Here is a 12761-nt window from a genome sequence, read left to right on the forward strand (position 1 = left end):
GGATGGTTTTCAATGATATATTATTTATAATAAGTTTTTTTCCAGTGTTGTTACTTCTTTTGTATTTAACAATAAATTAATAGCGAGTGTAATCCATTCTAAAGTTTTGTTTTAAATTACATAGGTAACTCTTTTTTGATTTGTTATTGCATAGCTTGTATTGATGTATAACAAAAGCGTTTGAGATAACATAAGTACAAATTTTTGATTGGGCATATAAACTAAGGATTGCTTACAAATCAAAAAATCTATGCGTATCAAAGTTACCTAAGTTTTTTCTTTTTCAAAATGCGCATTTGAATTAATTTTTGTGATCGATAGCTTTTCTATGATAAAAATATGGATTCATTGCATATCCACGAATTTTGCATATCCACCCAAAAATATACGATAACAATTTTACGGCTATGATGGTTTACATTTTTATAAACTGAAGAAATATAATTCTGAACATTACAAATGTTTATGAAAAAATATTTTTATTAGGTTTTACTGAGTTTTTTATAGTTTACATTTTTATCATTTTGTCTTGTCTTGGGTAGAGAGAGAATATGTATTCATTATCTATTTTATCTTAAAAGTGTAAAGTTATATTAATGTTAGAAAGCCATGATTGTGGAAGATAAGGTTAACAGAAGTTATTCTGCGTTTCTGTAGAAACGAATAGCCGTAAAATTGTTGAAATGTTTAATGGTTTTATGGATTAAAGTTAGCAGATTTATCAATGTCTTCTCTCCTGTCTTATTTTATTTAGCTTTTTTAATCTATAATAAGAAAAAAATTATTGTGTTATAATATTTGAATAAAATATTTATATTTTTATGTTAAACCTAAAAAACATTATGTGTAACAAAAAAACAACAAATTAATATTTTTTATATCGTAATATTTTTATATGTTGTTTTAAAGCTAAATTTATAATAAAAACAATATAATAACTATATTTTTATTGCTTAACTGCATAATGTAAAAATACAAATTAAATAATTGACAATATTAAATAAGCATGTATTGTATTAATTATAAATATTATATAATATAAAACGATTATTAAAATAAAGTTCTTAATTAAGATTTTATATTATATTCTTTTTATCAGAATGTGAATAGATATTGTCGATAGATGATGTGTTTTTTGTTTAGTAATAAAGTAAATAAAATTTATTTTTTAAGTATTATATAGGTGGTTATAATGAAAATATTTAAACATTGTATATTGTATATTATTGCAATTGCTATTTTCTTTTCACAGGTTTTTTGTGTTAATGCCAATTCTTTAAATGGTGGATTTCAGAATACTGGTTTCATTTCTGTAATGACACAAGAAAATGGGGTTACTAAAGCTGTTAATATGATTATGAGCCAATTTGGAGAACAAAGTGCTGAGAAAAATGTCCAAAAAGTTGTGGCTTTACTGGGGATGGAGACAGCGTTTTTTGGTTTAATCGCATATTTTGTATATTTCTTTACTAGAAATCCGCCGAGTGCTAAAAGAGGGACAAGTGGAAAAACGTTCGATGCTATGGCGCATAGTGCATGGGCTCTTAATCCCTGATGAACTTTGAATTATTCTGTTATTAAATGTTTTATATTAAATAAGCCGTGATTAAACATCACGGTTTATGTATTTTTTACTTTTAATGGTATTGATAAATTTATCCTTTTATATCATTAAGATATTATTTTCTAGATGAGTGTATAGAACGCATTAAATTATTAAATAATTAGTTGCTTTTGAAGGTTACTTAAATTTTTTCTCTTCTTTGTACTAAGTTTATAATTGATATTTTTTCTATGATGAAATGCATATGCTTTCATTGAGATATCCATAAGCTTTGCGTATCCATTCAAAAAATATAGGGTCATACAATCTTATGGTTATTGTGAATTTCAGTCTGATAAACTGAAAAAGTATAGTGATGCGTCTTAAAAATATTTGCAAAAATGTTTTTATTGGAAGCTTTGAGTTTCTTTGTGGTTTACAATTTTTTTTATCATTTTATCCTAAACAAAGAGGATATAGATTCATTTCTATTTCTCTATTTTATCTAGAAGGGTGGAGTTATACGAATGGCAAAAAAAGTCATGATCGTGGAAGATAATGAGCTTAATATGAAATTATTTCGTGATCTTGTAGAAGCGAGTGGCTATGAAACCGTTGAAACACGTAATGGTCTTATGGCATTAGATTTGGCGCGTTCATCGATGCCATCTCTTATTCTTGTGGATATTCAGTTACCGGAGGTCTCTGGAATAGATGTTATTAAACAATTAAAAGAAGATGAGGAGCTGAGATCAATTCCTGTTGTTGCTGTAACAGCCTTTGCTATGAAAGGGGATGAAGAACGAATTCGTGCAAGTGGATGTGAAGAATATATGTCAAAGCCTATTTCTGTCCCTCATTTTATTACAATGGTAAAGCATTTTGTGGACTGAAACTTTGTTAAGAGACGACAGAAAAAGACGTTGAAAAGCTTATGAGATCGTTAAAGTTATAGTGCAAATATTTTTGTGTTTTTGCAGGTGGGTATATTTAAGTTACCAAAGAAAACTTTAAAAATTAAAATGAAATTTTGATTTTTTTGAGAGCTATGTTTCTTCGTTTTTGTCATAAGAGAAGCGGTTGTTTGGCACTCTTGTTTTTTTCTAATCGATATAGGTTTTTTCCTACATTCATCTAAAAGTTTATTTTAACAGAGTAAAAAAGCCCCGATAAAAACGGGGCCCTATATATTGCACAAAAATTGAAATTAACGTTTTGAAAACTGGAAAGAACGACGCGCTTTTGCTTTACCGTATTTTTTACGTTCAACCACACGGCTATCGCGGGTAAGAAATCCCCCTTTTTTCAAAATTGGGCGAAGTTCTGGTTCGTAATAGGTTAAAGCTTTGGAAATACCATGGCGTACTGCACCAGCTTGTCCAGAAAGACCACCACCTGCAACGGTTGCAATAATATCAAATTGGGTATCCCTATTTGTTGCAACAATTGGTTGGCGAAGAATCATTCTCAGAACAGGACGCGCAAAATATTGGTCAAATTCCTTGTTGTTAATGATAATTTTTCCAGAACCAAGTTTGATCCATACGCGAGCAACAGCGTCTTTACGTTTTCCTGTTGCATAGGCACGTCCCTGCGCATCAAGCTTTTGTACATGGATGAGAGCGACATTTTCATGAGCTTCTGCAGTATTTGTTACTGTGCTAAGCTCAGCAAGAGAATTAATTTCAGCCATAATCAAGCAATCCTTTTGTTTTTGCGGTTTAAAGCACCAACGTCAAGAGATTCGGGCTGTTGTGCTTCATGCGGATGTTGGCTTCCAGCATAAACACGAAGATTCTTCAATTGACGACGACCAAGAGGCCCACGAGGAATCATACGCTCTACAGCTTTTTCAACAACGCGTTCGGGAAAACGTCCTTCAAGAAGCTGACGCGCTGTACGTTGTTTAATTCCACCAATATAACCGGTATGCCAATAATATTTTTTATCTGTATATTTTTTACCGGTGAGAGATATTTTATCTGCATTGATCACTATAACATTGTCACCATCATCAACATGTGGCGTAAATGTAGCTTTATGTTTACCACGCAAGCGGTTCGCAACAAATGTGGCAAGACGACCTAAAACAAGGTTTTCTGCGTCAATAATAACCCATTTTTTCACCACTTCAGTTGGCTTTTGTGAAAAAGTTGCCATAGAAGTATCCTTTATCAAAGCCCTTGTAACACGAGGGCATTTTCATTGTTTGCGTTGAAAATTGTTATCACAGCGAAATATTAACGCGTATTATCTGCTCTGATATAATGTCTTTTGATTGACGTCAAGAGAAAATAAAAACTTTATAAAACAGCATGTTATCAGAGAGGTATTATGATACCGCATATAGAGGGGTGCGTATATACATTATTACTGAGAATGAATATGGCAAAAGACTATTTTATCTTTCAAGGGTGATTGTATTTTATTCACCTTCATTATAGAATAAGCAACAATGCAGCGGTCCCGTTATTTTCTCAATGTTGAATCTTCTGCTTGTGGTCAGGCGTGGTTAGATACTCTTGATGTTCAAGGGATCAATAATGCACGCGCTATTTCTCAAAAATTTGGTTTTCCAGATCAATTAGCTCGTGTTCTCTCGGCAAGAGATGTCGATGAATCTGAAGCTGTTTCTTTTATCAATCCAACATTACGCACGCTCATGCCTGATCCAGAAAGTTTTGTTGATATGCAATGTGCTGCAGAGCGTATTGTTAAGGCTCTTCTCAATCAAGAACAGGTTGCAGTTTTTGGTGATTATGATGTGGATGGTGCTTGTTCATCAGCACTCATAGCACGTTTTTTTCGTTATTTTGGGATTGACGTCAAAATTTATATTCCTGATCGTATTGTTGAAGGATATGGCCCTAACGAATCAGCAATGAGAATGTTAGTACAACAGGGCGCACATTTGATTATCACCGTTGATTGTGGTGCAAATAGTCCAGATGCTGTAAAAGCGGCGAGACTTGCGGGTGCTGATGTTGTGATTTTAGATCATCATCAAATGTCAGAGGTTCATCAAGAAGCTGTTGCTCTTGTTAATCCTAATCGCCCTGATGATTTTTCTAAACAGGAGCATTTATGTGCAGCGGGTGTGGTCTTTGTTACGTTAGCTTGGGTTCATCATTTGTTGCGAAAGAAGAAATTTGCAGGAAAACTACCAGATCTTCTTAGTATGCTTGATCTTGTTGCCTTGGCAACCATATGTGATGTTGTTCCATTACAGGGTGTTAATCGTGCTTTTGTGATTAAAGGACTTCAAGTTGCACGTTTCATGCATAATCCTGGGATAGCAGCTTTAACAAAGGTTGCACGGATAGGGGAGCCACTTAATAGTTTTCATTTAGGTTTTTTGTTAGGTCCTAGAATTAATGCAGGAGGGCGCATTGGTGATCAAGCTTTGGGAGCACGTTTGCTTAGCTGTGAGAATAAAGATGAAGCCGATAGAATAGCAGAACAATTAGATTATCTTAATCAAGAACGCCAAGAAATGGAGAACATTCAATTAGCGCAGGCAGAATCCTATATTGCTTCTCTTTATCAAGATCAAAAAACACCCTTATCACTTGTCATTTCTCATATAGAATGGCATCCGGGAATTATTGGTATTCTTGCATCGCGCTTGAAAGAGCGTTTTTTTTGTCCTGTTTTTGCTATTGCTTTGAAAGAAGATGGAAATGGCGTAGGGTCAGGACGCTCAATTAATGGCATAGATTTAGGAGCACTCGTTCGTGAGGCTGTTACACTCAATTTATTAGAAAAAGGAGGGGGACATAGTATGGCGGCAGGAATTACAATTCAATCAACAAAAATTGAAATTTTTCGAAAATGGCTAGAAGAAAAAGTTTCTGTAATGGTTGCACAATTGCATGCAAAAAAGTCTCTTCGTATAGATGGTTCTCTTTCTGCTTCTGGTGTCAGTCAAGCACTATTTGAATTGCTTGAAAAGGCAGGGCCTTTTGGAACAGGGAATGCAACACCTGTTTTTGTTCTTCCCTCTCATCGATTAATAAATCTATCTGAAGTTGGTAAAGGACATCTTCGCCTCATTGTATCTAATGTGGAAGGCAAAAAACTGCAAGGAATAGCTTTTCGTGCTGTAGGGACAGCGCTTGGTGATTTTCTCTCGAGAAATATTGGTGAAATGATTCATTTAGCGGGGCATCTCAGTTTGAATTATTGGAATGGAACGATCAATCCGCAACTGCGCGTGATTGATGCAGCAGCAGTGGTTTGAAAGAGATATTTTTTTTACATTAAATATCTAGATTAGAAGCAAAAGCAGAATTTTCTTGTATGAAACGAAATCGTGCTTCTGGTTTTGTCCCCATGAGACTTTCTACAGTCTTTTTCGTTTCTTGTATTTTCACGGCATCAATAGAAACACGAAGCAATGTACGTTTTTGAGGATGCATCGTCGTTTCTTTAAGTTGTTCTGCACGCATCTCACCCAGCCCTTTAAAACGACCAATTTCAATTTTTGCTTTTCCCGTAAATTCAGTTTTGAGTAATTCATCCTTATGGATGTCATCGCGTGCATAAGCAACTTTTCCGCTTTGCGATATTCTATAAAGGGGAGGGACGGCGAGATATAAGTGTCCCTGATGAATAAGCTCAGGCATTTCTTGAAAAAAGAAGGTAATAAGCAGTGACGCAATATGAGCACCATCAACATCTGCATCTGTCATGATGATAATACGTTCATATCTAAGATCTTTTTCACGATATTTCGAGCGTGTTCCACATCCAAGAGCAAGGATAAGATCGCTAATTGTTTGGCTTGAGTTCATTTTTTCATGGGCTGCACTGGCAACATTTAAGATTTTGCCACGAAGAGGTAAAATTGCTTGATTTGCTCTATTTCTTGCTTGTTTAGCCGATCCCCCTGCAGAATCCCCTTCAACAATGAATAATTCAGCACCAGCAGCATGGTTTTGGCTACAATCTGCAAGTTTACCGGGCAGACGTAATTTACGGACAGCTGTTTTTCGACTTATTTCTCTATCTTGGCGTCGTTTAACACGTTCTTCAGCACGTTCAATAACCCAATCAAGAAGTTTTGTTGCTTCTTGGGGGGAATTTGCTAACCAATGATCAAAAGGATCGCGGATTGCATTCTCAACAATACGTTGCGCTTCAATTGTGGCTAATCGATCTTTTGTTTGTCCAACAAATTCAGGATTTTTGATGAAAATTGAAAGTATCGCTGCCGTTGAAATCATAATATCGTCTGATGTAATGATCGCTGCGCGCTTGTTTCCTATTAACTCAGCGTAAGATTTTAAGCCTCGCAAAAGAGCTTGACGTAATCCTATTTCGTGTGTTCCCCCTTCTCCTGTAGGAATAGTATTGCAGTAAGATTGCACATGGGCATCACCGCCATGCCAAGCGATGGCCCATTCAACACAGCCATGGCCATTATTTTGGTGCGTTTTGCCAGAAAAAATTTCTGATGTTACGCGATATTCATCTTTTAATGACGCGAGTAAATAGTCTTTAAGCCCATTGGGGAAATGAAAAACAGCTTTTTCAGGAATATTTTTTAAGCCTTCAAGTATGATCGGATCACAAGTCCAGCGAATTTTTACGCCGCCAAAAAGATAGGCTTTGGAACATGCCATCTTATAGATTTTTTCTGGATCAAAAGCTGCTTTTTCACCGAAAATTTCATGATCAGGATGAAAACGAACGCGCGTACCACGACGATTATAAACATCTCCCAAATCTTCCAATCCAGATTGAGGAATACCGCGTGAGAAACGTTGGCGGTAAAGTTTTCGTTCTCGTGCAACTTCAACTTCCATATCATCAGAAAGAGCATTAACGACAGAAATCCCCACTCCATGAAGCCCGCCTGCAGTTTGATAAGCTTTTCCATCAAATTTCCCACCTGAGTGGAGTTGTGTCATAATAACTTCAAGAGTCGATTTGTCAGGTATTTGAGGATGATTTTCGACAGGAATACCGCGTCCATTATCTGTAACGGTTATATAACCGTTCCTATCTAATGAGACTTCAATAGAGTCTGCATAACCAGCAACAGCTTCATCCATCGCATTATCAATAATTTCGGCAAATAAATGATGAAGTGCTTTACTGTCTGTTCCACCAATATACATTCCAGGGCGTAAACGTACAGGCTCTAACCCTTCAAGCACTCGAATAGAGAGGGCATTATAGTCGTCTTCTTGTGTATTTTTTGCACTTTTTTTTGAAATCATCGCTTTTGATTTGATTGGAGATTGTAAAGTGCTTTCTTTTGTATTTACCCAAGATTGGGTTTTATTTAAAACACTAAAAAGATCTTTGTTATTATCGCTCATAGCGTTTAACTATCCACCTCATAAAATAAAATATTTGTTAAAATAAATTTTATGCCTGTTTTTTATTTAAAAATCAATGCAGTTAGGAAACATCAATTGTTGGACCAAAAATTTGTTCAAAAGCTTGTTTGAGAGCAATATCAATATTATGCATTGTTACAGGGCACCCTAGATCAAAAAAGCTCGTTACACCATGGTTTGTAATGCCACAAGGTACAATTCCTGAATAATGGGCTAAATTAGGATTAACATTAATAGAAACGCCATGAAAACTTATCCATTTACGCACTCGAATACCAATCGCCGCAATTTTATCTTCGGAAGAAAGATCATTTTGTTTTGATAGGCAATGAGACTTTTTAACCCAGACACCAATGCGATCTTCTCTGCGTTCACCTTTAATATTAAAGTTTGCAAGCATTTGTATGATCCACTCTTCTAACGCACTAATGAAAGCACGAATGTCTTGTTTTCGGCGTTTAAGATCAAGCATAATATAAGCAATACGCTGTCCTGGACCGTGATAGGTAAATTCACCACCACGTCCTGCTTCATAAACAGGGAATAAATGAGGCGCTAAAAGATCCTTTTTATCTGCACTCGTCCCCGATGTATAAAGGGAAGGGTGTTCAAGAAGCCAAACCTGCTCATGTGCAGTTTTTGCAAGAATTTTTTCTACACGTTCCTGCATATAACGCAGCGCTTCAGGATACTCAACTAAATGATCACTTATTTTCCATTCAACGGGTGGATTTCCTAGAATAGCATTAAAATGATGTGATAAGTGACTACGATCCCTATGTTTCAATTCAAATGTCATTGGCAATATTTATCTTGATGTTTGAGTTAGTATTGTCATTAGAAAAACAATAAAAGCGTAAGATTAAAAGAGAATTTATAAGAAGTGCAATGAGTTTTATAAAAAAATCATTCCGCTTCTTTTACCATCTTCCTGTTGCACCACCACCACCTGATGATCCTCCACCTCCTCTGAATCCTCCTCCTCCTGAATGTCCACCAAAGATTCCACCAGAGCCTCTACCACTCGCATTTAAATTTAAAAACCAAGGGGTGAAGATAATACCCATCCAAAGATACTTTCGTGGACCTACTTTCTTCCCAAAAATCATAGCAAGAATGGGCAGACCAACTACTATAAAGAGAATGAGAAACATGATTGTATTTATAATCATTTCTTCTTTTTCAGCTTGTTTACGTTGTTCTTCAATAGCTTTAGCTTTTTGTTTGATTCGAAAAGAAAAATCAGCATCGCTTTGTGTGATCACTTTGATAATTGCATGAATTGCTTCGATAATTCCTTTTTGATAATTTCCTTCACGAAAATTAGGAATCATGAAGCTATTAATGATGACAGAGGAAATGGCATCTGTTAGTTCACCCTCCAGACCGTAGCCTACCTCAATACGTGCTGCACGCTCATTGGGTGCAATGACGATTAATACACCGTTATTGATCTGTTTTTGACCTAACTTCCATGTGCGAAAAAGAGAATTGCTGTATGTCTCTATATCATTACCCGAAAGAGTAGACAGCGTTACAAGAACAATTTGATCTCCCGTTTTTTCTTCAAGTTTCGCGAGCTTTTCCGTTAAATTTCTCTTTGTTTCATGATCAAGTAAATGAGCCATATCGTTGATATAGCCAGTTAAAGGAGGAAATTGAGTACGTGCGTAAGTGACATTCCCCAATGCAATGATTAAGTATAAAATGCTCAAAGGAACCCATAAACGTAGAAAAAAACGACGTTTTATAGAGTGCTGAAATGGTTTCATTAATTAAAATTAACCTTTGGTGTTTGTTGGCTATCCGTATCGATAGTAAAAGTTGGCATAGGTTTAGCATCACGAAACCATAATTTTGCCCAAATCATTGTTGGCATTGTTTTGAGTGCAGTATTGTAGGCACGAACTGTTTCGATATAATCGCGGCGCGCAATGGAGATACGGTTTTCAGTTCCTTCTAGTTGTGATTGAAGAGCAAGAAAGTTTTGGTTTGCTTTAAGATCCGGATAGTTTTCGACAATTGCCATAAGCCGCGAAAGCGCACTTGATAAATTGGCTTGATTTTTGAGATATTGCTGCATAACTTCCGGATTATTCAACATATCTGCATTAATGTTGACTTGTGTTGCTTTAGCACGTGCTTCGATTATATTTGTAAAAACGCTTTGTTCATGGGCTGCGTAAGCTTTAACTGTTTCTACAAGATTGGGGATGAGATCTGTACGGCGTTGATATTGATTGAGCACTTCACTCCATGCTGCGTGTGCTTTTTCTTCATTTGTTGGTATCGTATTAAATCCGCAGCCACTTAAAAATGGTATTAGCCCTGCCAAAAAAACAATGATCGAAAATTGTTTTAATATTTTAAACATTGAAGAAGTTTGTACATTTAACATAAAGATGTCTCCACAGATATTTTATGTATTATATAGGGTTTATCTTCTTAGTGGAAAGTATTTTGAATTTTATAAACAGCTATTATTATCAACAAACTGATATATCTCTGTGTTTTTAGCACACTTAAGTGTCCTGTTAATATGAAAATAATAGTGAGAGTGTAGATACCATCTTGTGAAAGATCAATTATTTTTACAGAAAATTATATATTTTCGTAGGATTTTGTTTCAGAACGTAGAAGATAACAATTGAGTAAGAAGAATGTAGATATCAATCTGATAGATTAAGGAGAGGATGTATCCATTTTTCCTCCTTTAGAAGTCATGCTTAACCTATTGGATAAAAAAGGCTTTTAAATTATGGATATCAACAATTGTGAAAAAGGGGGAAAGTCTTAAGTTGCAAAATGTTTAACCGCAAAGTGAAAAGTTTGACAGATTAGCTGACGATTAAGATCGCTATCGTTCTTGCTAACCTCTCACCTTATTGAAGACCATACTTCTTCTTTTAAAGAAGAAAAAGCTTTTGTCCATCGTGATGTAAGTGGCTGGGATAGGCATTGCATTAGAGGGGGGATTGTTAATTTTTTAAGGAATGAGGCTCAATATCACGCTATCTTTATCCTAAGGCATGGCTTTTGAAAAAGCATTTTCGTTTAAAAAGTGATTATATCCTTTTTTGTTTTATAGAAGGATCAATAATGTTAAGGAATTATGCTTTAATTAAAAAAGAAAGAAAATTATGACGATTATACTAAAACCGGGTGAGGTAACACTTAGAGAACTTGAAGCTATTTATTTTGATGGTGCAATCAGTAAGCTTCATAATGACACGCATTTAGCTATCGAAAAAGGAGCGCAGCGCATTGCTGACATTGTTGCCGGAAGTGAGCCTGTGTACGGTATTAATACTGGTTTTGGGAAGTTGGCTTCTATTAAAATTGATGCGGACAAAGTCACTATTTTACAGAGAAACCTTATTTTGTCTCATTGTTGTGGGGTAGGAGATCCTCTACCTGAAAATATTGTGCGTTTGATGATGAGCTTAAAGCTTATCTCTTTGGGAAGAGGGGCTTCGGGGGTTCGTCTAGAGTTGGTAAATTTGCTGGAAAATATGCTTGCAAAGGGCGTTATTCCTGTCATCCCAGAAAAAGGATCTGTTGGCGCTTCAGGTGATCTTGCACCTCTTGCTCATATGGCGGCTGTTATGATGGGAGAAGGAGAAGCGTTTTTTCAAAATATTCGTATGAGTGGAGCGCTTGCTTTAGAAAAAGCGGGATTGTCGCCTATTGTTTTAGAGGCAAAGGAAGGCCTAGCCCTTATTAATGGGACACAAACATCAACAGCACTTGCACTTGCAGGTCTTTTTCGAGCTTATCGGGCTGCTTGTGGTGGTTTGTTGGCAGGGGCTTTAACGACAGATGCTATTATGGGATCAACGGCGCCATTTCATCCTGATATCCATATTTTACGAGGTCATTATGGGCAGATTGTTGTATCGAAAACATTAGAAGAGCTTGTAAAGGATTCAGAAATTCGTGTAGCACATTTACGGGGGGATGAGCGTGTACAAGATCCTTATTGTATACGTTGTCAGCCACAGGTTATGGGCGCATGTTTTGATATTTTGCTAGCAGCAGCAAAAACGCTAATCATTGAAGCAAATGCTGTGACAGATAATCCGTTGATTTTAAGGAATGGTGAGGTTGTATCAGGTGGCAATTTTCATGCTGAGCCTGTAGCGTTTGCTGCTGATCATATTGCTCTTGCTTTATGTGAAATAGGATCTATTTCTCAACGGCGTATTGCTCTTATGGTTGATCCAGCAGTTTCTTATGGTCTTCCTGCTTTTTTAGCGCACAATGCAGGTCTTAATTCAGGTTTTATGATTGCTGAAGTAACAGCAGCAGCTTTGATGTCTGAAAATAAGCAAATGGCTCATCCTGCTTCCGTTGATTCAACACCAACTTCAGCCAATCAAGAAGATCATGTTTCAATGGCTTGCCATGGTGCTCGTCGGTTATTGGTAATGAGCGAAAACCTTTTTACAATTATTGGTATTGAAACGCTTATTGCAGCACAAGGAATTGAATATCGTGCACCTTTAAAAACAAGTACTCTTTTGCAGTCTGTTATGGAATATTTACGCAAAAATATTGCTTCTCTTAAGGAAGATCGCTATATGGCTCCAGAGCTTCATCAAGTACATATACTTGTACGTGAAGGGAACTTATTATCTGTTTTACCAGAAACAATTTTTCCTCCACTAGAACCTAAATAATATTTATTTGGAGTTTAAGAGAATAAAGAGACCTAATTAATTAGGTCTCTTTATGCAAGAATTAGGGAAAAGCTGATATATCTTCATAATAATTAATTAAATATTTTCTCATTTGTTGGATCTTATGTATTGGCTTGCTATTTAATTAGCTCTTTAATATTATTATTTTATGATATACTATGAATTATATCA

Annotated in this window: 10 protein-coding genes; 4 read left to right on the forward strand and 6 right to left on the reverse strand. The window is 35.8% G+C overall.

Annotated features, from left to right (window positions below):
- The first annotated feature begins 1192 nt into the window (after positions 1-1192).
- Positions 1193-1555, forward strand: a complete 363-nt coding sequence (locus tag HWX04_RS06955; RefSeq protein ID WP_175869426.1) for a hypothetical protein — start codon at positions 1193-1195, stop codon at positions 1553-1555.
- A gap of 515 nt (positions 1556-2070) precedes the next feature.
- Complete coding sequence (locus HWX04_RS06960; RefSeq protein WP_175869427.1) at positions 2071-2436, forward strand: response regulator; 366 nt, start codon at positions 2071-2073, stop codon at positions 2434-2436.
- Between the two features lie 314 nt (positions 2437-2750).
- Here HWX04_RS06960 and rpsI read toward each other — a convergent pair whose 3' ends face one another.
- Positions 2751-3236, reverse strand: coding sequence for a 30S ribosomal protein S9 (gene rpsI / locus HWX04_RS06965; RefSeq protein WP_175869428.1), 486 nt, complete (start codon positions 3234-3236; stop codon positions 2751-2753).
- A 2-nt stretch (positions 3237-3238) separates the two neighbouring features.
- Entirely contained in the window at positions 3239-3703 is a 465-nt protein-coding gene (gene rplM / locus HWX04_RS06970; protein ID WP_175869429.1) for a 50S ribosomal protein L13, read from the reverse strand.
- Between the two features lie 295 nt (positions 3704-3998).
- Here rplM and recJ point away from each other — a divergent pair, with 295 nt between their 5' ends.
- A complete protein-coding gene (gene recJ / locus HWX04_RS06975) occupies positions 3999-5783 on the forward strand; it encodes a single-stranded-DNA-specific exonuclease RecJ (protein WP_175869430.1) in 1785 nt (594 codons plus the stop codon).
- 19 nt (positions 5784-5802) lie between these two features.
- Here the strand turns inward: recJ and parE are convergent, their stop codons facing one another.
- From parE to HWX04_RS06995, 4 genes are all read right to left on the reverse strand, one after another.
- Complete coding sequence (gene parE / locus HWX04_RS06980) at positions 5803-7869, reverse strand: DNA topoisomerase IV subunit B (protein ID WP_175869431.1); 2067 nt, start codon at positions 7867-7869, stop codon at positions 5803-5805.
- Between the two features lie 82 nt (positions 7870-7951).
- Positions 7952-8689, reverse strand: a complete 738-nt coding sequence (lipB, locus tag HWX04_RS06985; protein WP_175869432.1) for a lipoyl(octanoyl) transferase LipB — start codon at positions 8687-8689, stop codon at positions 7952-7954.
- A 121-nt stretch (positions 8690-8810) separates the two neighbouring features.
- Positions 8811-9662, reverse strand: coding sequence for a TPM domain-containing protein (locus HWX04_RS06990; RefSeq protein WP_175869433.1), 852 nt, complete (start codon positions 9660-9662; stop codon positions 8811-8813).
- Positions 9662-10288, reverse strand: coding sequence for a LemA family protein (locus HWX04_RS06995; protein ID WP_175869434.1), 627 nt, complete (start codon positions 10286-10288; stop codon positions 9662-9664). The genes HWX04_RS06990 and HWX04_RS06995 overlap by 1 nt, the downstream gene beginning before the upstream one ends.
- A gap of 742 nt (positions 10289-11030) precedes the next feature.
- Between HWX04_RS06995 and hutH the strand changes: the two genes are divergently transcribed.
- Positions 11031-12569: a histidine ammonia-lyase gene (gene hutH / locus HWX04_RS07000; protein WP_175869435.1), complete on the forward strand. Its 1539-nt coding sequence runs from the start codon at positions 11031-11033 to the stop codon at positions 12567-12569.
- Positions 12570-12761 lie beyond the last annotated feature (192 nt).

The sequence above is a fragment of the Bartonella gabonensis genome (assembly GCF_903679515.1).
In the GTDB taxonomy this organism is placed as follows: domain Bacteria; phylum Pseudomonadota; class Alphaproteobacteria; order Rhizobiales; family Rhizobiaceae; genus Bartonella; species Bartonella gabonensis.